Source organism: Sphingopyxis granuli (assembly GCF_001559015.1).
GTDB classification, from domain to species: Bacteria; Pseudomonadota; Alphaproteobacteria; order Sphingomonadales; family Sphingomonadaceae; genus Sphingopyxis; species Sphingopyxis granuli.
In genome coordinates this window covers 803,762-828,360 of sequence record NZ_CP012199.1, presented here as the reverse complement: position 1 = coordinate 828,360, position 24,599 = coordinate 803,762, and the positions used below count along the sequence as shown (strand labels likewise).

General features: G+C 69.2%; 20 protein-coding genes. 11 read left to right on the top strand and 9 right to left on the bottom strand.

Features of this window, described 5'->3' with window-relative positions; genetic code table 11:
- Nucleotides 1-176 precede the first annotated feature (176 nt).
- From SGRAN_RS03910 to SGRAN_RS22780, 3 genes are all read left to right on the top strand, one after another.
- On the top strand, nucleotides 177-584 hold the full coding sequence (locus tag SGRAN_RS03910; protein ID WP_067180738.1) for a DUF3597 domain-containing protein: 408 nt from the start codon (nucleotides 177-179) through the stop codon (nucleotides 582-584).
- Nucleotides 585-705: 121 nt separating this feature from the next.
- Nucleotides 706-2,556 carry a DUF885 domain-containing protein gene (locus SGRAN_RS03905; RefSeq protein WP_067180735.1) on the top strand — a complete coding sequence of 617 codons (1,851 nt, stop codon included), beginning with the start codon at nucleotides 706-708 and terminating at the stop codon, nucleotides 2,554-2,556.
- A complete protein-coding gene (locus SGRAN_RS22780; protein ID WP_067180733.1) occupies nucleotides 2,556-3,527 on the top strand; it encodes a hypothetical protein in 972 nt (323 codons plus the stop codon). Before SGRAN_RS03905 ends, SGRAN_RS22780 begins: the two co-directional genes overlap by 1 nt.
- Nucleotides 3,528-3,694: 167 nt before the next feature.
- Here the strand turns inward: SGRAN_RS22780 and nudC are convergent, their stop codons facing one another.
- From nudC to SGRAN_RS03885, 3 genes are read right to left on the bottom strand one after another with little or no spacing between them, the layout of a single operon-like run.
- Nucleotides 3,695-4,567, bottom strand: coding sequence for an NAD(+) diphosphatase (gene nudC, locus SGRAN_RS03895; RefSeq protein ID WP_067180730.1), 873 nt, complete (start codon nucleotides 4,565-4,567; stop codon nucleotides 3,695-3,697).
- Nucleotides 4,567-5,853: a serine hydrolase domain-containing protein gene (locus SGRAN_RS03890; RefSeq protein WP_067180727.1), complete on the bottom strand. Its 1,287-nt coding sequence runs from the start codon at nucleotides 5,851-5,853 to the stop codon at nucleotides 4,567-4,569. Before SGRAN_RS03890 ends, nudC begins: the two co-directional genes overlap by 1 nt.
- Entirely contained in the window at nucleotides 5,850-6,905 is a 1,056-nt protein-coding gene (locus SGRAN_RS03885) for an A/G-specific adenine glycosylase (RefSeq protein WP_404950397.1), read from the bottom strand. Before SGRAN_RS03885 ends, SGRAN_RS03890 begins: the two co-directional genes overlap by 4 nt.
- Nucleotides 6,906-6,931: 26 nt before the next feature.
- On the opposite strand from SGRAN_RS03885, the gene SGRAN_RS03880 reads away from it, so the two are divergent.
- From SGRAN_RS03880 to smc, 4 genes are all read left to right on the top strand, one after another.
- Entirely contained in the window at nucleotides 6,932-7,498 is a 567-nt protein-coding gene (locus tag SGRAN_RS03880) for a DUF721 domain-containing protein (protein ID WP_067113561.1), read from the top strand.
- Between the two features lie 18 nt (nucleotides 7,499-7,516).
- Nucleotides 7,517-8,242, top strand: a complete 726-nt coding sequence (locus tag SGRAN_RS03875; protein ID WP_067180725.1) for a DsbA family protein — start codon at nucleotides 7,517-7,519, stop codon at nucleotides 8,240-8,242.
- A gap of 34 nt (nucleotides 8,243-8,276) precedes the next feature.
- On the top strand, nucleotides 8,277-9,023 hold the full coding sequence (locus SGRAN_RS03870; RefSeq protein ID WP_067113556.1) for a thioredoxin domain-containing protein: 747 nt from the start codon (nucleotides 8,277-8,279) through the stop codon (nucleotides 9,021-9,023).
- A gap of 150 nt (nucleotides 9,024-9,173) precedes the next feature.
- On the top strand, nucleotides 9,174-12,617 hold the full coding sequence (gene smc / locus SGRAN_RS03865) for a chromosome segregation protein SMC (protein ID WP_067180722.1): 3,444 nt from the start codon (nucleotides 9,174-9,176) through the stop codon (nucleotides 12,615-12,617).
- Between the two features lie 9 nt (nucleotides 12,618-12,626).
- Here the strand turns inward: smc and ubiA are convergent, their stop codons facing one another.
- The 4 genes from ubiA to SGRAN_RS03845 form a co-directional block, all read right to left on the bottom strand.
- A complete protein-coding gene (ubiA, locus tag SGRAN_RS03860; RefSeq protein ID WP_067180719.1) occupies nucleotides 12,627-13,535 on the bottom strand; it encodes a 4-hydroxybenzoate octaprenyltransferase in 909 nt (302 codons plus the stop codon).
- Nucleotides 13,536-13,601: 66 nt separating this feature from the next.
- Nucleotides 13,602-14,285 (bottom strand): TadE/TadG family type IV pilus assembly protein, encoded by a 684-nt coding sequence (locus SGRAN_RS03855; protein WP_067180716.1) that lies wholly within the window; start codon nucleotides 14,283-14,285, stop codon nucleotides 13,602-13,604.
- On the bottom strand, nucleotides 14,282-14,851 hold the full coding sequence (locus SGRAN_RS03850) for a TadE/TadG family type IV pilus assembly protein (protein WP_067180713.1): 570 nt from the start codon (nucleotides 14,849-14,851) through the stop codon (nucleotides 14,282-14,284). Before SGRAN_RS03850 ends, SGRAN_RS03855 begins: the two co-directional genes overlap by 4 nt.
- Nucleotides 14,848-16,824 carry a TadE/TadG family type IV pilus assembly protein gene (locus SGRAN_RS03845; RefSeq protein WP_082737061.1) on the bottom strand — a complete coding sequence of 659 codons (1,977 nt, stop codon included), beginning with the start codon at nucleotides 16,822-16,824 and terminating at the stop codon, nucleotides 14,848-14,850. Before SGRAN_RS03845 ends, SGRAN_RS03850 begins: the two co-directional genes overlap by 4 nt.
- Nucleotides 16,825-17,028: 204 nt before the next feature.
- Here SGRAN_RS03845 and SGRAN_RS03840 point away from each other — a divergent pair, with 204 nt between their 5' ends.
- Nucleotides 17,029-17,799, top strand: a complete 771-nt coding sequence (locus SGRAN_RS03840; RefSeq protein ID WP_067186865.1) for a 16S rRNA (uracil(1498)-N(3))-methyltransferase — start codon at nucleotides 17,029-17,031, stop codon at nucleotides 17,797-17,799.
- Between the two features lie 3 nt (nucleotides 17,800-17,802).
- On the opposite strand, the gene SGRAN_RS03835 is transcribed toward SGRAN_RS03840, so the two are convergent.
- Complete coding sequence (locus SGRAN_RS03835; RefSeq protein WP_237233737.1) at nucleotides 17,803-19,746, bottom strand: CshA/CshB family fibrillar adhesin-related protein; 1,944 nt, start codon at nucleotides 19,744-19,746, stop codon at nucleotides 17,803-17,805.
- Between the two features lie 118 nt (nucleotides 19,747-19,864).
- Between SGRAN_RS03835 and SGRAN_RS03830 the strand changes: the two genes are divergently transcribed.
- Nucleotides 19,865-21,238: a glutamate--cysteine ligase gene (locus SGRAN_RS03830; protein ID WP_067180709.1), complete on the top strand. Its 1,374-nt coding sequence runs from the start codon at nucleotides 19,865-19,867 to the stop codon at nucleotides 21,236-21,238.
- A 107-nt stretch (nucleotides 21,239-21,345) separates the two neighbouring features.
- Here SGRAN_RS03830 and SGRAN_RS03825 read toward each other — a convergent pair whose 3' ends face one another.
- Nucleotides 21,346-22,743 (bottom strand): methyltransferase family protein, encoded by a 1,398-nt coding sequence (locus SGRAN_RS03825; protein WP_067180707.1) that lies wholly within the window; start codon nucleotides 22,741-22,743, stop codon nucleotides 21,346-21,348.
- Nucleotides 22,744-22,986: 243 nt separating this feature from the next.
- Between SGRAN_RS03825 and SGRAN_RS03820 the strand changes: the two genes are divergently transcribed.
- A complete protein-coding gene (locus SGRAN_RS03820; protein ID WP_067180705.1) occupies nucleotides 22,987-24,195 on the top strand; it encodes a M23 family metallopeptidase in 1,209 nt (402 codons plus the stop codon).
- Between the two features lies 1 nt (nucleotide 24,196).
- Nucleotides 24,197-24,595 (top strand): bactofilin family protein, encoded by a 399-nt coding sequence (locus SGRAN_RS03815; RefSeq protein WP_067180702.1) that lies wholly within the window; start codon nucleotides 24,197-24,199, stop codon nucleotides 24,593-24,595.
- Nucleotides 24,596-24,599 lie beyond the last annotated feature (4 nt).

Genomic DNA, 24,599 nt, shown 5'->3' with positions numbered 1-24,599 from the left:
CAATCTCCCACAAGGCGCGGATCGAAAAGCGCCGATGCGGGTTCTTATAGCAGCGCACCGGCGTGGGGCGAGCCGTTCATTCTGCTGTCATTTCGCCGTGCCTAATCCTATCCTGCGGCCCTGCGACTGTCCCGGCCGCGTGGTTCGGCCGCCTCAACGAGTGGGAGCATTGAAAAATGGGTATTTTCAGCAGCATCAAGGACGCGATTTTTGGCAAGAAGGCGGAGGCGGCCGAGCCCGCTCCCGCCACCCCGTCGGCGCTTCCGATCGGCGCGGCGATCGAAGCCGCGTCGAGCGCCATGGCCGCCGCGTCGACCGCCGTCAGCGAGGTTGATGTCGAGGCGATCCTGTCGGCCGAGGCCGCGAAGGCGGGCCAGCCGCTCAACTGGCGCACCTCGATCGTCGACCTGATGAAACTGCTCGGCATCGATTCGAGTCTCGACAACCGCAAGGCGCTCGCGCAGGAACTCGGCTATACCGGCGAACTCAACGGCAGCGCCGAGATGAACATCTGGCTGCACAAGGCGGTTATGCGCGAGCTCGCCGCGAACGGCGGCAAGGTGCCCGCCGACCTGACCGACTGACGGACGGTCGATATTCTTCGACGAGGGCCGGGACGCAGCGCCGTTTCCGGCCCCTTTTCATTGACCCCCGCGCGTCGCGGCTCCAGACAGGTTTCACAGGAAACAAACGGGGAGCCCGCACGTGCACGACAGACTGTCCACTTCGATCAGCCGCCGCCGGACGCTCGCAGCGCTCGGCGCCGGAACCGCGAGCCTCGCGCTGGCTGCGCGCTCGCCCGCGCTGGCGGCAGCCGCTCCGCAGCAGGACGGCGCGCAGGCGCTGCTCGACTCGATCGCCGACAATCTGCTCGCCCGGTCGCCCGAAAGCGCGACGAGCCTCGGCATCGATACCGGCGCGCGCGCCGCGCTGCGCGCGCAGCTCGCCGATCGCTCGGCGGCGGGACAACAGGCGCTCGCCGACACGCTCAAGGCCGATCTCGCGCGCGTCCGCGCCGTGGATCGGAGCAAGCTCGACCATGGCACGCGCACCAGCCTGGCGGTGATCGAAAGCGCCTATGGCGTCGCGCTCGACGGCTTCGCGCTGCCCTATGGCGACGTGTCGGTCGGCGGCTGGCGCAACACCCCCTATGTCGTGATCCAGAATGTCGGCGCCTATCTCGACATCCCGAAATTCCTCGACAGCGATCATCCGGTGAAGAACGCCGCCGACGCAGAGGCCTATCTGGCGCGCCTCAACGCCTATCCCGCGACCCTCGATGCAGAGACCGAGCGGCTGAAGGCCACGGGCGCGCAAGGCGTGATCGCCCCCGCCTTCCTGCTCGACAAGGCGATCAGGCAGATGGAGGCGAGCCTCGCCGGTGCGCGCGGCGGCGGCGGGCTGGTCGACAGCCTCGTCCGCCGCACCGCGGAGGCGAAGATCGCGGGCGACTGGGGCCGGCGCGCCGGGGCCATCGCTACCGGGCCGGTCGTCGCCGCGCTCGAACGCCAGCTTGCCGAATTGCAGGCGCAGCGCACGAAGGCGACAATGGACGCCGGCATCTGGGCACGTCCCGGCGGCGACGAATTCTACGCCTGGGCACTGCGCGCCTCGACGACGACGCGGATGACGCCCGAGGAAATTCACCGCATGGGGGTCGAGCAGCTCGCCGAGCTGCACGGGCGGATGGACCCCATTCTCAAGCAGCTCGGCTATACGCAGAGCTCGGTCGGCGACCGGATGAACGCACTCGCCAAAGACCCGGCGTATAAATTCCCCGACAATGATCAGGGCCGCGCCGAGGTCGTCGCCTATATCCAGACGTGGCTCGACCGGATTCGCGCCGAACTGCCGCGCGCCTTCCGCACCCTCGCCAAGGGCAATGTCGAGGTAAAGCGCCTCCCGCCCGAGGAAGAGCCCGGCGCGCCCGCCGCCTATGGCGGCGCGGGGTCGATCGACGGTGCGACGCCGGGGCGGATGTGGATCAACCTGCGCACGACCGACCTGCACAGCAAATATTCGCTGCCCGACCTCGCGATGCACGAGGCGATTCCCGGCCATGCGTGGCAGGGCGAGTATGCGAACCAGATGCCGCTGATCCGCTCGATGCTAGCCTTCAACGCCTATTCGGAAGGCTGGGGCCTCTATGCCGAACAGCTCGCCGACGAACTCGGCCTCTACGACGATTTCCCGGTCGGGCGCCTCGGCTATCTCCAGTCGATCGCTTTCCGCGCCTGCCGCCTCGTCGTCGATACCGGCATCCACACCAAGCGCTGGACGCGCGAGCAGGGGGTGCAGTTCTTCGTCGAGCGTAACGGGTCGAACCCGCTCGAGGTCGCGAGCGAGGTCGATCGTTATTGCAGCTGGGTCGGGCAGGCGTGCGGCTACAAGGTCGGGCACAGCGAGATCAACCGCCAGCGCGAGCGCGCGCAGGCGGCGCTCGGCGCGCGCTATGACCTGCGCGACTTCGACAATGTCGTGCTCGAAGGCGGCAATGTCCCGCTCGACGTGCTCGCGCAGAATGTCGACGAATACATCGCGGAGACGAAGGCGTGATGCGCCGCCTCGCCCTGCTGGCCGCGGCTATATTCGCCGCGGCCGGCGGTGGCGCGATGGCGCAGGGAGTGCAGGACAGCTCGCGCGTCGCCATCGTGACGAGCGACGTCGACCGCTTCTTCGCGCTTTATGACGACCCGGCGCTGGCGGCGGACCCCGATGCGCTCGCCGCGCGCTACCTCGCCACGCCTTCGCCCGGTCTCGTTGAATTCATGGCGCTGCGCCGGATCACGCCCGACCGGCTGGCGGCGGCGCTGCGCGCAAAGCCAGCCGTCTATCGCGACGCGCGCGGTTGCGCGGCGAAGCTGGACAAGGTTCGCGGCCGTCTGGTCGCGGCGACCGACCGGCTCGCGGCGCTCTATCCGAAGGCGGTCTTCCCGCCGATCACCATCGCCATCGGCCGCGCGTCGAGCGCGGGAACCGCGAATGCGAAAGGGCTCTATATCGGCCTCGAAATGCTGTGCGCGGCGAAATTCATCGAGGCCGACGACGAGGATCGCATGGTGCACGTCATCGCGCACGAATATGCGCACGTACAGCAGCCGCTCGCGCAGGTCGATGACGAGAACGCCACGGTCCTCCACGCCGCGCTGGTCGAGGGTGCCGCCGAATTCGTCACCGAGCGGATGACCGGATCGGTCGCCTATCCGCTGCTCCACCAATGGGCGGCAGAGCGAACGGCGGAGCTCGAAACCGCCTTCCTCGCCGAAAAAGGACGAAAAGGCGCTCGGTTCGCGCTGGCTCTACAACCAGCAGGGCGATGGCGACTGGCCCGGCGACCTCGGCTATTGGGCGGGCTACCGCATCGTCCGGGCCTATTACGACCGCGCGCCCGACAAGACGCAGGCGCTGCGCGAGATCATCGAGATGCGCGACCCCGACGCCTTCCTCGCCGCGAGCGGCTGGGCACCGGGCGCATAGAGCGTTTTCAAGTCGGGCGGAACCGCATGACGACCCGGAAAACGCGGTGAAACTACGACCTGGAGCACGATGCCATGCGTTGGAATTGTCATTGCGAGGAGCGAAGCGACGCGGCAATCCAGAGTTGGCGCAAACCGCTCTGGATTGCTTCGCTCTGCTCGCAATGACGAAGTGGGTCAATCTAAAGTCATCAGAGTCTAGCCCCGACGCGCGCTTCCTACGCCGCCCAATCCTCCAGCAGGTGGCGCGCGATCGCCAGCGGCGGCGGCGCGAGGAAGGGCGCATCCATGTCGCCCGCCAGCGCCGCGCGCACCTCGTCGCGATCGACCCAGATCGCCGCCTCTATCTCCGTCTCGTCGAGCGTCAGCGCGCTGCCCTCGGCGCGCGCGCGGCATCCGATCATCAGCGACGAAGGGAAAGGCCAGGGCTGGCTCGCCACATAGGTGACGTCCGACACGCGGATTCCCGCTTCCTCGAACAATTCGCGCGCCACCGCCTCCTCGAGCGACTCGCCCGGCTCGACGAATCCCGCGAGTGCCGAGAACATCCCCGGCGCGAACTGCCGCTGGCGCCCGACGAGCACGCGCCCGTCATATTCGGCGAGCATAATCACCACCGGGTCGACGCGCGGGAAATGCTCGGCGCGGCACTGGCCGCAGCGGCGCCCCCAGCCGGCACGGAACAGCTCGGTCGGCGACCCGCAGGTGGCGCAGAAGCGGTGCCGCGCGTGCCAGTCGACGAGGCTGCGCGCGCCGCCGTAAAGCGCGAGGTCCTGCGCGCTGAGCAGCGGCAGCAGCCGCATCACGGTGCGTGAGCGCGCGTCGATGCGCTGCGCCGGGTGCGGTTCGCGGACGAAATAGGGAATGCCGCGCTCGTCGCGCCCCAGCAGCATCGGCGCGCGCGCGTCGGCGGGGTCGAGCAGTTCCCAGCGCAGGCCGGTGCCGTCGTCGCCGGGCACGAAATCGATGCCGTCGAGCGTCAGGCAGCGCGCGCGCGGGTCGGCGGTCGCGGTCGCGAAGGCCTCCGGGTCGGTGCGAAGCTGGTCGGCGCGGTCGAGCCACGCCCCGGTGAAGCCGAGCGGCGCCGGCATCAGCGCAGCGCGTCCTTGTAGAAAGCCTCGCCGAACTTCGCCTGAAAGGGCAGCGCCTCGGCCGGCATATATTGGGTGTAGCCGCCGACGCGGTAGCCGCGGGCGCGGTCGACGAAGCCGATCGTCCCCGCCGCGCCGCCCCAGCCATAGACGCCCTCGCCGGTCGGCGAATCGGCGAGCGAGACGCGCCCGCCCGCGCCGAAGCCTTCGCCCTCGATGAACGTGCCCTTGCGGTCGACCGAGTCGGTCAGCAGGTTCGACATCGCCAGCCGCGCGGTTTCGGGCTTCATGATCCGCACCCCGCCGGTCTCGCCCTCGCCGAGCAGCATGGCGAGGAAGCGGTCGTAATCGCGTGCGCTCGAAACCAGGCCACCGCCGCCATAGGGCATCGGCGGCGGATCGAGGTAGATCGAGCTGGTCGCCGGGTCGACCGGCAGCAGCACCGGACCCATCGGGAAATAATTGGTCGACAGCCGCCCGACCTCGCTCGCCGGCACCTGGAAAAAGGTGCTGGTCATCCCCAGCGGGTCGAACAGCCGCGCCTTCAGAAAGGCGTCGAAGGGCTGGCCCGCCGCCACCTCGATCACCCGCCCCATCAGGTCGAGCCCGACCGAATAGCTCCAGCGCGTGCCGGGTTCGTAGACGAGCGGCAGCTTCGCGAGCCGGTCGGCGAAGGCCGCGAGGCTGGGCACGGGCGTGATCTCCGGAAAACCGGGGATCGTCAGGCGGCTGACCTGTCCGCCGACCAGTCCGGCCTCGTTATAGGCGTCGCGCAGCGGCCCCTTCTGGATGATGTTGTAGCCCAGCCCGGCGGTGTGGGTGAGCAGCTGGCGCACCGTGATCGGCCCCTTGGCCGGGCGCACGTCGGTGATCGAGCCGTCGGGCGTGTTCTGCACCGTCATGTTCGCGAAGGCGGGCAGCACGTCGGCGATCGGCTGGTCGAGGCCGAGCCGGCCTTCCTCGATCAGCAGCATCGCCGCCATCGCGGTGACCGGCTTGGTCATCGAATAGAGGCGCCACAGCGTGTCGGGACCGACCGCCTTGCTCGAATCCATCGCCTGCCGCCCGGCGCCGAAGCTGACCGCCGCCGCCTGCCCCTTGCCTATGCAGGCGAGCGTGCCGGCGAGCTGGCCGCGCTCGACGAAGCCCGTGACGAAGGCATCGGTCGCGGGATAGAGCGCCGCGCCGTCGGCCTTCCACGCGAAGGCGCTGCGCGGCAGCAGCGTCGCCGCGCCGCCGAACGCCAGGCCGCCGAGCAGCGCCCGGCGCGACACCATCATGTTCATCCGTCCTTCTCCCGCATCTGGTCGACGAGCTTGCGATAGAGCGTCGGCAGCCCGGCCTCGTCAAGCGCCGAAAGCGGCCACCATTCGCCTTCCGCTGCGGCAAGCGGGGCTTCGTCGCGCACCAGCGTCAGCCGCAGATCGAAATGGGTGAAGCCATGGTCGACCTCGGCGACCCCCGACTCGGCGGGCGGTATCGCGCTCCATTCGCCGCCGGGCAGCGCGCGCATGCCGCCGAGCATGCCCTTTTCGGGGCGCCGGACGAGCCAGACGCGCCCGCCCTGCTCGATCCAGCGCGCGAGACCGTAGCGCTGCGGCTTCGCCTTCTTCGCGGGCTTGACCGGCAGCCGCTCGATGTCGGCGCGGCCGCGCGCGCGGCAATCGGCCATCAGCGGGCAGATCGCGCAGGCGGGGCCGCGCGGCGTGCAGATGCCCGCGCCCAGGTCCATCAGCGCCTGCGCGAAATCGCCCGGCCGTTCGGCAGGCACCAGCGGTTCGAGCGCGGTGCGGATGGCACGCTTGGCGGCGGGCAGCGGAATCTCGATCAGCCGATGGCGCGCGATCACCCGCTCGATATTGGCATCGATCACCACCGCCCGCCGCCCGAAGGCGATCGCCGCGACCGACGCCGCCGTATAGTCGCCGATGCCGGGGAGCGCGCGCAGGTCGGCTTCGCAGTCGGGAAATCGCCCGCCGTGCTCGGCGACCACCGCGCGCGCGCAGGCGAGCAGGTTGCGCGCCCGCGCATAATAGCCGAGCCCCGCCCACGCCGCCATGACGTCGGCATCGGCGGCGGCGGCCAGATCGGCGACCGTCGGCCAGCGCGTGGTGAAGCGCTCGAAATAGCCCGTCACCGCCGCGACCGTCGTCTGCTGGAGCATGACCTCGGCGAGCCAGACGCGATAGGGATCGGGCACCGCGCCGCTTCCTGGCGGCACGCGCCACGGCAGCACCCTCGCCGAGCGGTCGTACCAGCCGAGCAGGCGCGCGGCGAAATCGACGGGCGCGGCTTCAGTCTTGTCGCGATCGGTTCTGTCGGAAGTCTGGACGCTCACCCCCCGCCTATGGCATGGCGGCGCGCATGGCGAAAGCACAGAGCGGAGAGACGCCCGCCCGAAAGGCGAAGGACGCAAAGGCGAAGAAGACGCCTGCCCGCAGCTACGAGCGTCCGCGGGGCGGGGAAGCGCGCGCGATCGCCGACCTCGTCCCCGAAATCGGCCGCACCGCCTTCCGCAAGTTCGGTTTCATCCAGTCGTCGGTCGTCAGCCGCTGGCGCGAGATCGTCGGCGACCGCCTCGCCGACGTCACCCAGCCCGCGATGATCCGCTTCCCCGCCGGGCAGAAGGCGGGGGGCACGCTGCATCTGACGATCAACGGCGCGCACGCCCCGATGCTCCAGCATGTCGCGCCCGACATCATCGGCGCGGTCAACCGCTTCTTCGGCTACGCCGCGATCGCGCAGGTGCGGATGACGCACGGGCAGGTCGCGCCCGCCGCGCCGCCCGTTCAGCCGCCAGCCATGCTGAAGCCCGTACCCGCCGAACTGGGGGACAGCCTGCGCGACATCGGCGACCCGGAACTGCGCACCGTGCTCGAACGCATGGCTGCAGGGCTGGCCGCGCCGCCGAAGCTTCCCCGCATCAGTTGAACGAAGGACCGGCCGCCCATGCCCAGACATATCCCGTCCCTGCCGACCCGCCGCCTCGCGATCGGAACGCTCGCCGGCGTCGCCCTGACCGCGCTGGTCGCGGCGGCGCCCGCGAAACCGGCCGCTGAGCGCTGGTCGGCGACCATCTCGACTAGCCCGATCGGCGCGCATCTGGTCGGCAAGCCGGGCGCCAAGGTGAAGCTGGTCGAATATTTCAGCTATACGTGCAGCCATTGCGCCGACTTCGCGAAACAGTCGGCGGTGCCGCTGAAGACGCTCTACATCGACACCGGACTGGTGCAGTTCGAATATCGCAATCTGGTGCGCGATCCGCTCGACCTGACCGCCGCGCTGCTCGCACGGTGCGGCGGCGCCAGGGCGTTCGTCGGCAATCATCAGGCGATCATGCTCGCGCAGCCCACCTGGCTCGGCAAGGCGGCGAAGATGACCAAGGAGCAGCTCGCGCCCTGGTATCAGGGCAGCGAAGGCGAACGCACCCGGCGCATCGCCGCCGATACCGGGCTCGACACGCTGATGCGCGGCCGCGGTTACACCAAGGCACAGGTCGACGCCTGCCTCGACAGCGACGTCGCGTCGGCCGAGATATTGGGGATGACCAATATCGGCCAGAACGCCGACCGTGTCGCCGCGACCCCAAGCTTTTTCATCAACGGCAAGAATGCGGAGGTCAGTGATTGGCCGAAGCTCAAAACGCGCCTCGACCTCGCGCTCAAGGGCGCTTAAGAACGCCTCGACACGATTTTTCGGAGACCAAAGGATGACCCTTCCCCCGCTGCGCATAGCCCTGCTCTGTTCGCTCGGCGCGCTCGCGCTCGCCGGCTGCGGCGAAAGCAAGACCGACCAGAATCAGGAGCAGGCGGTGATCGCGAAGGTCGCCGCGCCCGCGGGCAAGAGCTGGTCCGACACCGTCACCGTCACTCCCGACGGCGGCTATCTGATGGGCAATCCCGACGCGCCGGTGAAGGTCATCGAATTCGCCTCGCTCACCTGCTCGCACTGCGCCGATTTCTCGGAGGAAAGCCACGAGGAACTGAAGCGCGACTTCATCGACACCGGCCGCGTCAGCCTGGAACTGCGCAACTTCATCCGCGATCCGCTCGACGCATCGGCCGCGGCGATCATCCGCTGCGCGCCGACCGAGCGCTATTTCCCGCTGATGGCGAACGTCTTCGCCTCGCAGGCCGATCTGTTCGCGGGCGCGCAGGCCAATCCCGACGGCGGCGAAAAGGCGATGTCGCTGCCCCCCGCGCAGCGTTTCCCGGCGCTCGCCAAGGCGTGGAAGCTCGACACCTTCTTCCAGTCGCGCGGCATGACCGCCGACCAGGTCAACGCCTGCCTGTCGAACCTTCCCAACATCGAAAAGCTCGAACAGAGCACCAATGCCGCGATGGAGACCTATCGAATCTCGGGTACCCCCAGCTTCATCATCAACGGCCAGCTGGCCGAGGGCATCGCGGCCTGGGGCCCGCTGCGCGACCGGCTGCGCACGATGGGCGTGCGCTGACCGTCGCGCTTCCCGCCCCGCGAGCGGCGGCGCGGGCGGAATCGTCCCCCTTGCGACTCCCCCGCCCACGCGGCATGACGGCGGGCAAGGGGGATATGTGACCCAAGCGTTGCACAGCCTGCGATTCGACCGACTGCACGGGGACCGCCCGTGCAGATAAAGCGGCTGCGCCTGACCGGTTTCAAGAGCTTCGTCGAACCAACCGAGCTGCGCATCGAGCCGGGGCTGACCGGCGTCGTCGGTCCGAACGGCTGCGGCAAGTCGAACCTGCTCGAGGCGATCCGCTGGGTGATGGGCGAATCGAGCCCCAAGTCGATGCGCGGCGGCGGGATGGAGGACGTCATCTTCGCCGGCACCGCGTCGCGCCCGCCGCGCGATTTCGCCGAGGTCGCGATCCATTGCGATACGGGCGGCGCGGTGGTCGCCGGGCTTTCCGACGCGACCGACGGGCACGAACTGGAGGTGATCCGCCGCATCGAGCGCGGCGCGGGAAGCGCCTATCGCGCCAACGGCCGCGACGTACGCGCCAAGGACGTCGCGCTGATCTTCGCCGATGCCGCGACCGGGGCGCACAGCCCGGCGCTGGTCAGCCAGGGCAAGATCGCGAACGTCATTGCCGCCAAGCCTACCGACCGCCGCGCGATGCTGGAGGAGGCGGCGGGCATCGCCGGCCTTCACGTCCGCCGCAAGGATGCCGAACAGAAGCTGCGCGCGACCGAAACCAACCTGACCCGCCTGTCGGAGATCGTCGCCGACATGGAGGTGCGCGCCAACGCGCTGCGCCGACAGGCGCGCGCGGCGGAGAAATACCAGCGGCTGAGCGAAGAGATCCGCGTTGCCGAGGCGCGGCTGATCTATGCCCGCTGGCGCGACGCCGCCGCCGCCGCCGATCAGGCGCGCCGCGACGCCGACGCGGCCGAAACCGCGGTGAAGGCGGCGCAGGACAAACTCGAAACCGTGTCGAACGCGCAGACAGAGGTCGCCGCGCGCGTCGCCGATGCACGCGGCGACGCGCAGGCGCAGCGCGACGCGCTGGCCGAGGCGACCGCAACGCAGGTCCGCCTTGCCGGCGAGGAGCGCGCGGCACGCCAACGCCTCGACGACCTGGGCGCGCAGCAGGCGCGGCTCGCCGAGGATCGCGCGCGCGAGGGCGATCTGGCACGCGATGCCCATACCGCGCTGACCGCGCTCGACACCGAGGCGAAGCAACTCGCGCAGCAGGTCGGCGCGCATGACAATGGCAAGGCGGCGCTCGTCGAGGCGAATCAGGCGGCGCAGGCACGGCTGCGCGATGCCGAGGTGGCGCTGGCACAGGCGCGCGCGCGCGCCGCAAGCGAAGCCGCTGACCGCCGCATCGCGCTCAGCGCGCGCGACGGCGCCGAAACCGCGGTGCGCCGCATCGCGGGCGAACAGCAACGTCTCGAAGCCGAGGTTGCCGCGCTCGGCGACAGCGCAGCGCTGGCCCGGACGGTCGAGGAGAGCGCGGCGGCCGCCGAGCGGGCGGAGGCCGCGATCGCCGCGACCGAAGCCGCGATCGGCGACGCCGAAGCCGACCGCGAGGCGGCGACGGCCGACCTCGCGGCGGTCGATGCCGCGCTCGCCGAGGCGCGCGCAGCGCTCGCAGCACTCGAAGGCGAGGCGGCAACGCTCGAACGCGCGCTCGCCGCTGCGCGCAGCGATGCGATGCGCATCCTCGACCGCATCAGGGTCGCGCCGGGCTACGAGGCCGCGCTCGCCGCGGCGCTCGGCGACGATCTCGACGCCGGCACCGACGACGACGCGGCGCGAAGCTGGCGCGGCGCCGACGCACGCGCCGACGATCCCGCGCTTCCCGCCGGCACCCGCGCGCTCGCCGATCTCGTCGAGGCGCCCGCCGCGCTGTCGCGCCGTCTCGCTCAGGTCGCGGTCGCCGACGACGATGCGGGCCAGCCGCTCGCGGTCGGGCAGCGGCTGGTGACGATGGGCGGGGTGATGCGCCGCTGGGACGGTTTCGTGACGCGCGGCGACGGCGCGACCGCGAGCGAGCGGCTGATGCGCCAGAATCGCCTCGACGCGCTCGCCGCGCAGCGCCCGCAGGTCGAGTTGGGGGTGCAGGAATTGCGCGACCGCCGCGAGGCCGCGGCGGCGACGCTCGTCGCGCGGACCGAGGCGGCCGCCGCCGCGCGCAAGCGGCTCGCCGACGCCGATGAGGCGCGCCGCGCTGCCTTGCGCACCGCCGACCAGGCGCAGGGTGCGCTCGACCGCCACCACGCCACCGCCGCGCTATTCGAACGCCGGCGCGCCGAGATCGCCGGTGCGGCGAAGGACGCCGCCGAACAGCTCGCAGCACAGGAAGACGCGCTCGCGGCGCTGCCCGACGAGCGGCTGGCGCGCGCGGCGCTCGACGCCGGGGAGCAGGCCGCTGACCGCGCCCGCGCTGCCGCGACCGACGCGCAGGGCACGCTCGCCGCGCATGAGCGCACTCTCGCCGCGCTGAGCGAGCGGCAGGCGGTGGTCAGCGCCGAGATTCGGAGTTGGAAGGCGCGAGCGGGCGAGGCCGCGCGGCGCGTCACCGACATGGACAAGCGCGCCGATGCGCTCGCCGCCGAAGCCGCGAAGCTCGCCGACCTGCCCGAACGGCTCGCCGCCGACCGCGCCGTCGCCGAGGCGCGGCAGGCCGAGCTGCGCGAGAAACTCACCGAGGCCGAGACGCGCGAGCGGGCGGCCGAAGCAGCGCTGCGCGAGGCCGAGGCGGCGCTGACGACGATCCGCGAGCGCGTCGCCGCGGCGCGTGAAACGCGCGCCGGCGCGGTCGCGCGCTCCGAAAACGCCGAGCTGCGCCGCGTCGAGATGGGCCGCCTGTCGGGCGAGCGTTTCGAATGCCCGCCGCCGCTGCTGCCGCAAAAGGCCGGTTTCGACAGCGCTGCGGTCGGCGACGCGGCCGCCGAGTCGGCGGCGCACGACCGGCTGATCGCCGACCGCGAGCGACTGGGACCGGTCAACCTCGTCGCCGCCGACGAGCTCGCCGAGCTCGACGCCGAGCGCGAGCGGAGCGTCGCCGAGATCGAGGAACTGCAGCAGGCGGTGAACCGGCTGCGCGGCTCGATCGGCAACCTCAACCGCGAGGGCCGCGTCCGCCTGCTCGCGGCGTTCGAGGCGGTGAACGCGCATTTCCAGCGCCTGTTCACGACCCTGTTCAACGGCGGCCAGGCGCATCTCGAACTCGTCGATTCGGACGATCCGCTCGAAGCGGGGCTCGAGATCATGGCGCAGCCGCCGGGCAAGCGGCTCGGCACGCTGACCCTGCTGTCGGGGGGCGAGCAGGCGCTGACCGCCGTGGCGCTGATCTTCGGCCTTTTTCTCACCAACCCGGCGCCGATCTGCGTTCTCGACGAGGTCGACGCGCCACTCGACGACGCGAATATCGAGCGCTTCTGCGACCTGCTCGACCGGATGAGCCGCGAGACCGACACGCGCTACCTGATCGTCACCCACAATGCGGTGACCATGGCGCGCATGCACCGCCTGTTCGGGGTGACGATGATCGAACGCGGGGTCAGCCGCCTCGTCTCGGTCGACCTCGGCGGCGCCGAGGAACTGCTCGCGGCCGAATAGGTCGATCGGTCAGGGCGCGCTGCCCACCACCAGCATCGCGGCGAAGACGAGCAGTCCGGCGAAGCGGTTACTGCGGAACTTGGCGAGCGCGTCGGCGCCGTTCGCGGGCTCGAGCGTCGCCACCTGCCCCGCCAGATGCACCGCCACCGGCACCAGCGCAACGAAGACCAGCGGGTCGGGCCGCACGATCCACAGCGCCCCCGCCCACAGCGCGAGCGCGGTCGCATAGCACAGGCCGACGCCGCCGCGCACCTGGTCGCCCAGCGCGCGCGCGCTCGACTTGACGCCGACCAGTGCATCGTCCTCGATGTCCTGAAGCGCATAGATGGTGTCGTAACCGATCACCCAGGCGATGCATCCGGCATAGAGCAGCGGCAGCGCGAGGCCGTCGCTGCCCCCGGCCGCGATCCAGCCGACGAGCGCGCCCCACGAAAAGACCAGCCCCAGCCACGCCTGCGGCCACCAGGTGATGCGCTTCATGAACGGATAGGCGGCGACGAGCAGCAGGCTCGCGACCGCGACGACCTGCGCGCGCAGCGGCAGTTGCACCAGCACGACCAGCCCGACGAGCGACAGCGCGAGCATCCACAGCGCCGCGCCGCGCACCGAAACCGCGCCGCTGGCGACAGGGCGCGACGCGGTGCGCGCGACCTTCGCGTCGAGGTCGCGGTCGACGATGTCGTTATAGACGCAGCCGGCGCCGCGCATCGCGACCGCGCCGGCGAGCATCCACAAGAACAGCGGCCAGTGATCGCGCGCGCCGCCCGCCAGCGCGATCCCCCACGCGCAGGGCCAATAAAGCAGCCACCAGCCGATCGGCCGGTCGAACCGTGCGAGCAGCGCATAGGGGCGCAACCCCGCGGGCAGGAACGCCAGGAAGCCGCGAAGCTGGCTGTCGGGGGGAGGGGCGGTGGTCATGCGTACCGGGGCGATAGCAGAGCGCGCCGACGAGATAAATGCCGGACCAGGCGCGGCGTGCGCCGATCAGCAGGCGGACTTGGTGGCCGCCGGAGAGGGGTTGTAGACGCCGTCGCCGTCCTTCGGCCCATCCAGATCGCGCGGCTCGCGGATGTTGAAGGCCGCCGTCGTGGAGATCCGCCTCGGCCCCAGCCATTTGCCGTAGAGCAGCGGCTGATAGTCATAGCTGATCTCGACGAACATCACCGCCGTCCCCGCCGCGGCCGTGACCTCCTTGCCTTTCAGCCCCATGCCCGGAAAACTGGTTCCGGTCTTGCCGGTGCCCTGCGCGCCATAGGCCGAGGACACCGCGAGATCGCCATAGCAGCGCTGCCAGTGAATCCACTGGCCGCCATCCTTGTTGCGTTCGAGGCTCGACAGGATGATCCGCCCGTGCCGCTTGAAATCGAGCGCGTCGGCCTGCTTTTCCGCCCCGATGAACAACTCGTTGATATCGATCTCGCGGATCGGCGGCAGCGACAGATTGCTGCCCGCCGCGATGCGCGAGGCATTGTCGGCGGTGTTGAGGCCGATCTGGCTGATCCGCGTGTGAGTCAGCGCGAGGTTCGCGATCTCCAGTCCGGCGAATCCCACCAGCACCAGAAAGGGAATGGCGAAAGCCATCTCGATCAGCACCGTGGCGCGAATGTTGCGCGCCAGGCGCCGCGCGGTGATCGCCAGGCGGCGGCGAGGGCGGGAAAGAAGCATCATTTCAGGCAGCTATCCGGTGTAATGTCGCTACCGTTCGCAAAGGGCTGGTTGCGCAGGATCGTTACCGCCGACAGCGTCGAATAGGGGGACTGCCCCAGCATCTTCCACACCGGCAGCACGCGGTCGAAGCGCATCGTCACCGTATAGAGGACGACGTCGTCGGCGCCGCCGTTGCCGGCCTTGCCGCCATCCTCGAAACAATCCTCGGCATCCAGATAGCCGTTCTTGTTCGTATCATAATAGCGCCGGGGGACGTTGAGCTTGCTGAACTCGTCATAGGCGCGCCGCGTGAATTTCACATCGGCGCCCGCGAACACCTGCTGGACCTGCTCCTTGACGCGGGCGTCGAGCGCCGATTGGTCGCTGGAATAAAGCTCCAGCGTCGAATCGCGTCCCGCCTTGGCGACGGCGCCTTGCAGGACCTGCTGCGCGTACATCTGCCAGCAGAAATCGAAGATTCCCATCAGGATCAGCAGGAACAGCGGCGCGGTGAGAGCGAATTCGACCAGCGCGACGCCGCGACGGTCGCTGCGAAGCCGGCGGATCAGGGCGCGACGACGGCTCATTGCGACAGCCTGAGCTTCGAGATCTGGCGGGCGATCGCCTGGAACTGCGCGTTGAGCTGCGCCGCATTGTCGGCCTCGAACGCCTGCCCCGTTGAGGCACAGCTGTTGAGGTTGCTGTTACTGCCGACGCCGAACGAGATCACCCAGATCGTCAGACCCTTGCGCTTCGCGCTTTCGCACAGCTGCCGGAAACGGTTGTTGTGCCGGTCGATCGCATCATTGTCGCTGGTCGCGCCGATGCGCGGCATCGACCGCTCCTGTCCCTGGTGCGACAGGTTGGCGCGCGGCGTCATCATGTCGCCGTCGGTCATGAAGACGATATGGCGGCTGACCGGCCGTCCGTTATAGGGTCCGTTGTCGGCCGCGAACAGACCGGTCGGCGAGATCAGGCGCGCACCCCACGCCATGCCGGCGTCGTGATAGGTATAGCCCTTGGGTTGCAGCGTCTTGATATATTTATCGAAGTCGTCGTGATCCGCCTTGGTCATCGTCGTCAGGTTCATCGCCGCGACCGGGCAGGCGGCATAATCGCCGCCCTTGTCGACGAAATTCTGGTAATTGGTCGTCACACCCTTGCGTTCGGATACACGTTCGCGATCGTAGGTAAGGGCGGGCAGGAATGTCTTCCACTGCGTATCGGAATCGGTCGCCGACGGGACCATGTCGATGTCCATGTCATAGGCGTTCGACGGCGCGGACGCGTTCGATGCGAATTGCGTCGTCGCCCGCTCGATGATGCAGCCTGCCCAGTCGATCGTGACCCGTTCACCCTGATAGCCGGTGTCTTCTTCGATCGTCGACCCGGTTTTCAGGGGACGCGTGTCGAAACCGCGGTCCTTATAGTTATATTTACCGTCGAAGACCTTGGTCAGCGTTTCAGTCTTCGTCACCTGATAGGTGCGCGTGAACGTCCAGCGCAGCTTTTTGGCCTCGCAACTCGCTGGCTTGCTCCAGGTGGCCGCCTTCCACGTCCCCTTGTAGGAATAATATTCGTAGGTCCGTTTCGAGTCGGAAACGGTGATACGCGTGCTGCCGTCAACAACCGGATTCGAGGGATTCAACGATTCGCTGACCATCCTGGGCAAATCGCTATCGTCCCAGGTCGTACAATCCGCCTGGGCCTTGTCCGCCTTCCCCGCATCCTCCCATTTTTCGGCCCCTTGCCAGTTCGTGTTGGCAACAGGATTGGTCGCAGTATAGTCCTCCGACACGACCGTCCGCGCGTCGCCCCAGACTTCCTTGGTCACCGGCTCGCGCGAAGGAAGCCATACGGTGTCGGCTATCCAATCGGGATTCTTCGCCACCAGAATCTGGCCGACATTGACCGACGAGCTGTAGGGAACGACGCCGAAGCGCAGCCGTCCGTCGCCGATGTCGGCGTTGGTCAGCGTGTCGAAGAAATCGACCGCCGCCTTGCGCAGCGCCTCGATCTTGGTGTCGTCGTCCGAAGAGGAGGCCTTGCGCGCCATCGACCCGGTGACGTCGAGCACCAGCATCACGTCGACGTTCGAGATTTCGAGCTTGGCGGTGCAGTTCACGCCGAGGTCGAACTTGTCCTTGCCGAAAATGTACATGATCGCCGTCGGCAGCTTGACGCTGGCGGTGCCGACGACATCGGCGGCGCTGGTCGACTGCGAGGAAAAGTTCACCGCCTCGCTGCCATAGATACCGTTCGGAAAGTTGAAGGCGAACATCTTGTTCGCCTCGGCCTTGTGGTCGTCGCCATAGACGCCCGCCGCCATCGCGCGCCGCCCCGCTAGCACGCCGGCGTCGCACGCCTGTTGCAGGCGAAGCTGCGTCATATAGGCGCGGCCGATGTCGACCGCCGACCCGACGATGCCGATCACCGGCACGATCGCGGCCGCGGTCAGCATCAGCGCGTTGCCGCGCTGGTCGCGGATCAGGCGTCCGGCGCCCTGCCGGAGGCGGCACCCAAGACGGCGCCCGATATGTCGGATGTCGGTCCCACCCATGGTCTCAAACCCCTCGATCGCCCCGCGTACGCCCCACAGATGCGCGGCGGGTATCCTGCCTCTATCGGAAAACTGCTTACCAAAATGCTAAGCCGCATCGCCCGCATGGCCCGGAAAACCGCGCCTCCTGCCCCGCAACGGGACAGTCCGCGCGCAGGGATGCGCGCGGGTGCGCGCCGCCGCCGCCCATGCTATGGCCCCGCGATGCCCGCGACTCCCGCCTGGCCGCCCGCCAGCACGCCCCGCCTGTTCGTCGACACGCCGCTCGGCCCCGACGCCGCACCGGTCGTCGACGGCGCGGCGGCGCATTATCTGCTGCACGTCATGCGGCTGAAGTCTGGCGACCCGTTGCTGCTGTTCGACAATCGCAGCGGCGAGTGGCTCGCCACGGTCGCCGATGCGGGCAAGCGCGCGCTGACCGTCCGCATCGAGCGCCGGATGCGCGCGATCGAGGCGGTGCCCGACCTCTGGCTGTGCTTCGCGCCGGTCAAGAAGGCGCGGCTCGACTGGATCATCGAGAAGGCGACCGAACTGGGCGTCGCGCGGCTGCAGCCGGTCATCACCGAGCGCACGATCGTCGAGCGCGTCAAGCGCGAGCGGCTGGAGGCGCAGATCGTCGAGGCATGCGAGCAATGCGGCCGCACCGCGCTGCCGGCGCTGGCCGAGCCGGTGAAGCTGCCCGCGCTGCTGCGCGACTGGCCGGAGGACCGCGCGCTGCTGTTCGCCGACGAAGCGGGGGGTGCGCCGTTCGGAACGGTCGATGCGCCCGCGCCCGCCGCAATCCTGACCGGCCCCGAGGGCGGCTTCACCGAGCGCGAGCGCGCCGCGCTGCTCGCCTGCCCCGCCGTCCGCCGTATCGCGCTCGGCCCGCGCATCCTGCGTGCCGAGACCGCCGCCGTCGCCGCGACCGCCCTGTGGATGGCGCAGCACGGCGACTGGGGGACAGCAGCCGGAAAGGTCTCCCCTGAAGCGTGACGATCAGTCGACGCGGGCGCGGAAGCGGATGGTGAAGCTGGGGCGGCTCGTCGCGCTGGTCGCGTGGCTCATATTGCCCGACGGCGCGATCCGCAGCCCCCGCACCGCCGGGTCATAGGTCCCCATCGGCGTGTAGCTGTAGGGTGCGCCGCCGCCCGGCTGGTTCGAATAGCCGACGTTCGACGCGCTGAATCCCAGCCCGCTCGCCGGCGATCCGTTGCTGAAACTGACCGAGCCGGCCTGGAAGGTGACGCCCGGCGGCAGCGGATCGACGAGCACGATCGCATTCGCCCGGTTGCTGTTGCTTCCGGTCCCGATGCTGGTCACGGTGATCGCATATTCGACGATCGCGCCGGGGATCAGCTTGGGATTGGTCGTGCCGTTGACGGGGTCCGAAATCGGCGTCGAGCTTTTCGCGATGATCAGCACGCCGCCGGTCGCGCGCGTGTTGGTGACGATGCAGGTGACGACGTCGCCGAGCTGCGGCGTGATCGTCCCCGGCGCCACACCCGGCAGCACGGTCGAGGAGCCGGCGGCGGCGTTGGTGCAGCCAAGCACCGCATCGTAGCGCGCGAGGTCGGCGGTCCCCGCCGCGATCTCGTCGAGCGTATAGGCTGTGCCGGGGGTCAGCCGCACCATGCCGGTGTCGCCGCCGCCGACCGTGGCGCCGGTGCCGCTGGTGGTCGCGCTCGCCACCGCCACCGCGCCATCGAGAATGCGGACGGTGAACTGGTCGCCGCTGTAGCGCCGCCCCCCGCTGCCCAGCGCCTTGCGGAGGCGCAGGTGCGGATAGGGGGTGTTGGTGAAGGTGCAGGCGATCGCATCGCCGAATTGCAGCGGCGGCAGGGTGAACGATGTCGCGACCACCCCGACGGGCAGCGGCGTCGCCGATCCGCTGTTGCCGTTGGTGCAGCTGATCGTCGAGCGATAGGCGGAGAGCGCGCTGGCGCTGCCCGCCGCCATGTCCTCGCTCAGCGTCACCGACAGGCTGGAGGCGAGGCTGACCGGCATCGCGTTGAACGGGCCGTTGCCGCTGCCGCTCGTCGCCCCCTGTCCCAGCAGTGCGCCGCCGCTCGCCGCGCGGATGCGGAAGAGGAACTGGTCGCTGGCGTCGATCCGCGCCCCCGCGATCTGCTTCGACAGCCGGACCGAGGCGAAGCGCACCGCAAGCATGATGCCCTGCAACCCGCCCGAGGTGATCTGGGCGGTGACGGTCGTCGGGCTGTTCGACCCGACGATATAGGCGCCGACCGTGCCGGCGGTGCCGGTGACGGTGACGGTCGAGGTGCCGATGCCCGATCGGGCCGGATAGGTCGTTCCGCTGGTCGGCGGCACCTGGTCGAGCAGTTGCCACGCGCCGCCGTTGGTCGTGAACACCAGCGATTCCGTCTCGTTCGACGATTCGGCGTCGGCGACGACGAAGGAATAGGCGGAGGCGGCCGCCCCTGCGGGCGGGGTGATCGCGATGCCGCCGATCGTGACGGTGCGCGTTCCCGATGCCGTCGAATAGAGCACCGGGCGGCCCGGTATCCCGAGGAAGGCCGAGTTGCCGACCGCGGCGCCGGTCCACGACGGCGCGGCGACGGCGGAGAAGGCGCTGCCCGATGTCGGCGTCACGCGCAGGTTGAAGCGCAGGACCGAACCGTCGGTCAGCGTGAAGCTCATATTCTGGCCCGCCGCGCTGCGCGCGGTCGCGTCGCTATATTGGCTGAGGTCGAGCCAGCAATAGGTCTCCCACCCCGCGGGCGCGGTCCCCTGGCTCGTCGCGGGGGCGCAGCTTTGGGCATGCGCCGGCGCGGCGGCGAGCAGCAACGCCATCAGCAGCGCAAAACAGGCCAGCAGCGGGCGAAAGACGCGCCGCGCGCAGGCTCGCATCGACGAGGCGCACGGCGGTGGGCTCGCGGTCCGCCACCCACCGGCCCGCGACGCAATCTGGTCCCTAGTCATGCCCGCGCTTGTGGCAGCGAAAGGTTAATTCGCGGTCAACCTGTCCCCTCCTTCGACCCCTGCGCGGGGCCCTTCCTTTTTGCTGGTGCAAGCCGCGGCGCCTGCCTAAAGCGGCGCGATGAGCACGCGTACGGTTTCAGATCGAAACGATCCCATCATCGAGAGCCGCGACCAGCTCGCGGCGCCCATGATCAAGGGCGAGAAGCCGAAGGACCGCTGGCGAATCGGCACCGAGCACGAGAAATTCGTCTATCGCACCGCCGATCATCGCGCGCCCTCCTATGACGAGCCGGGCGGCATCCGCGACCTGCTGACCGCGCTGACCCGCTATGGCTGGGAACCGGTCGAGGAGGGGGGGAACGTCATCGCCCTGTCGGGCAGCGACGGCGCGATCAGTCTCGAACCGGCGGGGCAACTCGAACTGTCGGGCGCGCCGCTCGAGAATCTCCACCAGACCTGCGCCGAAACCGGCCGCCACCTGAAGCAGGTGAAGGAGGTCGGCGCCGAACTCGGCCTCGGTTTCCTCGGCCTCGGCATGTGGCCCGACAAGACGCGCGACGAACTGCCGCGCATGCCGAAGGGACGCTATGCGATCATGCTCGACCACATGCCGCGCGTCGGCGGCATGGGGCTCGACATGATGCTGCGCACCTGCACCATCCAGACCAACCTCGACTATGCGAGCGAGGCCGACATGGTGCAGAAATTCCGCGTCTCGCTCGCGCTCCAGCCGCTGGCGACCGCGCTGTTCGCGGCGTCGCCCTTCACCAACGGCCGGCCCAACGGCTATCTGTCCTATCGCAGCCACATCTGGACCGACACCGACCCCGCGCGTACCGGCATGCTGCCCTTCGTGTTCGAGGACGGCTTCGGCTACGACCGCTATGTTGACTATATGCTCGACGTGCCGATGTATTTCGTGTTCCGCGATGGACGCTACATCGACGCGGCGGGACAGAGCTTCCGCGATTTCCTGAAGGGCCGGCTTCCGGCGCTGCCCGGCGAGCTCCCGCGCCTTTCCGACTGGACTGACCATCTGTCGACAGCCTTTCCCGAGGTGCGGCTCAAGAGCTTCCTCGAAATGCGCGGCGCCGACGGGGGACCATGGAACCGCATCTGCGCGCTGCCCGCGCTGTGGGTCGGGCTGCTCTACGACCAGGGCGCGCTCGACGCGGCGTGGGACCTCGTCAAGGACTGGAGCATCGCCGACCAGCAGGCGCTGCGCGACGCGGTGCCGCGCGAGGGGCTGTACGCCGCGGCGCCGGGCGGCGGCACCGTCGGCGACCTCGCGCACCGCGTTCTCGACATCGCGGCGCAGGGGCTGGCGGCGCGCGACGAGGTCAATTCGATGGGCGACAACGAGGTCGGTTTCCTCGAACCGCTGCGGCAGATCGCCAAGAGCGGCAAGTCGCCCGCGCACGACCTGCTCGACCGCTACGAAGGCGCATGGGGCCGCGACCTGTCGCACATCTACGACGAACTTAGCTTCTGAAAGACACGCATTCGGGATAGCGGAATCGCCATTCGCTTCCCTTCGTCACCCCGGCCTTGATCCGGGATGACGGCGATGGAAATGTCGGCTCTCGACCGAAAATGCTGTTACGCCACCGGCCCCACCCGCGGGTCGGGCTCCAGGCGGATCAGCGGGCGCGCCCGACCCGTCAGCCGCGTGAACAGGCGCGGCACCAGCGCGTGCCGCTGGGCCCAGTTCCAATAGGCGACATAGGCGGGATCGGCGAGCAGATGCTTTTCCTCTGTCTTGGCGCGCCAGTAATAGACACCGCTGACCAGCCCGAGGATGACCATGTTGCGCGCGCCTTCGACCCAGCCGCCGGCAGTGACCAGAAATGGCAGCGAGCCGACCCACCAGCTCAGATTCTTGGACACATAGGCGGGGTGGCGGGTCAGCGCATAGGGACCGTGGGTGATGACGCCGCGATGCGTGAGGTTCGAGAAGCGGATGCCGAACGCCATCGTCGCCCAGGCATAGACCGCGACCAGCGCGACGAGCACGACGCCCCACAGCATCATCAACGTCTCGTGCCCCTCCAGCCAATAGCCCCAGTCGGACCCGTTCACCGTATAGTCGAGCGGCCCGCCGTTCATCAGGATGAAGGGTGGGTAGCAGACGAGCGCCGCGACCCACGCCATACCATAGGGGTTGGCGGTGCGGATGTGCGAGTCGAGCGGCTTCAGCGTCAGGATATAGCCGACCGTCGCGACATGGACGTCGACCAGATAGAGCAGATTGATCGTCCACAGCGCGATCATGTAGGGATTGGCGAGCGCCTCGCTCATCGGCACGGTGACCAGCGCCGCGAAATTGCCCGGCACGATCGACAGCATGAAGGCGGTAAAGAAGCCTTTCACCGCCCAGGCGCGGAAATGATGGCCGATCGCGCGGCCGTCGACGGGTTGGCCGGGAGCAATCAGCCAGCGGCCGAACTGGTAGCAGCCGTCGTGCGGTTCGACCATGCGGCGGTCGAGCCACAGCATATAGGGCACGGAGACGAGCAGCAGCCACGGCACCACCCGCTCCAGCAGGTCCATCGCGAAGGCATAATTGCCCTCCCAATAATAGCGCATCGTCGCATAGAAGAGCGCGATCAGCCCCCAGGTCGCCCACAGGCCGGCGATCTTGGTCAGGCTGATGTCGACCGTTTCGCGCCACGGCCGGCGCTGCGACCAGTCGATGCCGGTCGAGGGGTTGCGATGCACCTTGTCGACGAACAGCGACCACAGCACCATCGGGATGCCGCAGGCGAGCACGCTGGCGATCGCCGAATTGGGACCGTCCATCGGGCCGCGCGCCCCCCAGTCGATGCCGAACGCGGCCGCGATCTGCGGCGCGTGGCGCGCGATCAGCAGGTAGGAGAAGAGTCCGGCGATACCGACGATGCCGACCCCGGCGCTGACCGCCGAACGCGGCCGCGAATCGGCGGCGGGCGCGTCGTCGGCTGCGGCGCCGTTCGCGGGGGAGAGCGGAAGATCGGACATGGCGGTCACGCTTTTCCCCTAGTCCGAAATGGTAAGCAAGCCGTCAACGATGCGGGCGAGTCGCGCGCCCTCGCCACGCCAGAAAACAACCATTTTGGCCGTTTTCCACCGTTCATCGTGCCATCGGTTCGATTCAGCCCGACTCGCGGCGTGCGGATTCGCGCTGGCGGGGAGTCGCTGGTAAGGCGCCGTTCCAGTCGGGGGCGGAGGGCTCCAAGCAGAACAACAAGACGGGGTCGTGACTTGTCTTCCCAATCGACGGGCCTGCGCCCATGGCGCCAGCGCTGGAATGCGCTGTTTCAGGACCATGAAATCTTCATCCGCACCCACGGCCATGTCCGGTTCGTGCGGGTCAGCGCGGTCTGGCAAAAGCGTGTCGCCCTGATCGCCGCGGCGGTACTGCTCGCCTGGGCGGCGGTCACCGTCGCGATTTTTGTCAACCAGCTTCTTTCCGCCGACGAACGGGCCGAGGTCGCGCGCAAGCAGGCCGCCGCGACCGCCGCAGAGGCGCGCATCGCCCAGTATCGCGACCGCGTCGGCGAAATCGCCGCCGACCTCGACGAGCGCCAGGCGCAGCTCGAGGAGTGGCAGAAGACCTATTTCGGCGCCGAGGCGCTGCCCGCCGCCGCCGATGACGACAAGACCGGGGCCGCCGCGGACAAGCCGGTCGAGACGAGCGCGGTCGATCCGCGCCTGCCACCCGAGGCGCAGGCGCTCGCACGCATCGAGGCGCGGCAGGAGGCCTTTTCGGCGCGGCTGCTCGCCGCGGTCGGCGCGCGCGCCGCAAAGGCCGAGGGCGCGGTGGCGAAGCTGGGGCTCGACCCCGCGTCGCTGGTCCGCAACGCCGCGGCCGGCCGCGGCGGTCCCTTCATTCCCTTCCGCGGCCGCATCGGCGCCGCAGGCGCGCTGGGCAAGAGTTTCGCGGCGCTCGAAGGCGCGCTGTTCCGCATGGAGGTGCTCGAACGCACGCTCGTTGCCATCCCTTCGGGCCAGCCCGCGCATGTGCTGATGCTCTCGTCGAGCTACGGCTATCGCAGCGATCCCTTCACCGGCGCAAGCGCGATGCATTCGGGGCTCGATTTCCCCGGTCCGCTCGGCACCCCGATCCTCGCCGCGGCGCCGGGCAAGGTGTTGTACGTTGGCCAGCGCGCGGGCTATGGCAATGTCATCGAGGTCGATCACGGCCAGGGGATCATGACCCGCTATGCCCACCTGTCGGGTTTCACGACGCGGGCGGGAGCGCAGGTCGCCGCCGGGCAGCAGATCGCCAAGATGGGCTCGACCGGGCGTTCGACCGGCAGCCACCTGCATTTCGAAGTCCGTCTGAACGGCGTCGCGGTCAACCCGCGCCGGTTCCTGGAGGCCAAAGCCGATGTTCTTGAAGTCAAAGACGACGCGCGACAGCGAGTCGGCGCCCTCGCTTCCGCCGCCACCGGCCGGGGCACCCGCTAGGATGGCGACCGGCGCGCGCCATACGACCTTCTCGATCCTCGGATCGGATGTCGTCGTCACCGGCAACGTGTCGGCCAGCGTCGACCTGCACGTCGACGGCAAGATCGAGGGCGACCTGAAATGTGCCAACCTCGTCCAGGGCGAGGCAAGTGAGATCAAGGGCGCCGTGGCCGCCGAAACGGCGAAGATCGCCGGGCTGGTCGACGGCTCGATCGAGGCGAAGACGCTGATCGTCCACGCGACCGCGCGGATCACCGGCGACGTGACCTACGAAACGATCACGATCGAGAATGGCGGCCGGGTCGACGGCAAGCTGTCGCACCGCCGCCACGGCGCCGCGGCGCCGGGCGCGGCCAAGGCGCCGCCGCCGCTGGAAATCGTCGAGACCCGCACCGCGTAGCGGC

Excerpts from the sequence above, each read along its gene's own strand:
- SGRAN_RS03910 (WP_067180738.1), top strand. The coding sequence starts at position 177 with ATGGGTATTTTCAGCAGCATCAAGGACGCGATTTTTGGCAAGAAGGCG.
- SGRAN_RS03825 (WP_067180707.1), bottom strand. The coding sequence starts at position 22,743 with ATGTCCGATCTTCCGCTCTCCCCCGCGAACGGCGCCGCAGCCGACGAC.
- SGRAN_RS03880 (WP_067113561.1), top strand. The coding sequence starts at position 6,932 with ATGGCGAAAGCACAGAGCGGAGAGACGCCCGCCCGAAAGGCGAAGGAC.
- SGRAN_RS03840 (WP_067186865.1), top strand. The coding sequence starts at position 17,029 with ATGCCCGCGACTCCCGCCTGGCCGCCCGCCAGCACGCCCCGCCTGTTC.
- SGRAN_RS03850 (WP_067180713.1), bottom strand. The coding sequence starts at position 14,851 with ATGAGCCGTCGTCGCGCCCTGATCCGCCGGCTTCGCAGCGACCGTCGC.
- nudC (WP_067180730.1), bottom strand. The coding sequence starts at position 4,567 with ATGCCGGCGCCGCTCGGCTTCACCGGGGCGTGGCTCGACCGCGCCGAC.
- SGRAN_RS22780 (WP_067180733.1), top strand. The coding sequence starts at position 2,556 with ATGCGCCGCCTCGCCCTGCTGGCCGCGGCTATATTCGCCGCGGCCGGC.
- SGRAN_RS03890 (WP_067180727.1), bottom strand. The coding sequence starts at position 5,853 with ATGAACATGATGGTGTCGCGCCGGGCGCTGCTCGGCGGCCTGGCGTTC.
- SGRAN_RS03870 (WP_067113556.1), top strand. The coding sequence starts at position 8,277 with ATGACCCTTCCCCCGCTGCGCATAGCCCTGCTCTGTTCGCTCGGCGCG.
- SGRAN_RS03855 (WP_067180716.1), bottom strand. The coding sequence starts at position 14,285 with ATGATGCTTCTTTCCCGCCCTCGCCGCCGCCTGGCGATCACCGCGCGG.
- SGRAN_RS03845 (WP_082737061.1), bottom strand. The coding sequence starts at position 16,824 with ATGGGTGGGACCGACATCCGACATATCGGGCGCCGTCTTGGGTGCCGC.
- SGRAN_RS03815 (WP_067180702.1), top strand. The coding sequence starts at position 24,197 with ATGGCGACCGGCGCGCGCCATACGACCTTCTCGATCCTCGGATCGGAT.
- SGRAN_RS03830 (WP_067180709.1), top strand. The coding sequence starts at position 19,865 with ATGAGCACGCGTACGGTTTCAGATCGAAACGATCCCATCATCGAGAGC.
- SGRAN_RS03835 (WP_237233737.1), bottom strand. The coding sequence starts at position 19,746 with ATGACTAGGGACCAGATTGCGTCGCGGGCCGGTGGGTGGCGGACCGCG.
- ubiA (WP_067180719.1), bottom strand. The coding sequence starts at position 13,535 with ATGACCACCGCCCCTCCCCCCGACAGCCAGCTTCGCGGCTTCCTGGCG.
- SGRAN_RS03875 (WP_067180725.1), top strand. The coding sequence starts at position 7,517 with ATGCCCAGACATATCCCGTCCCTGCCGACCCGCCGCCTCGCGATCGGA.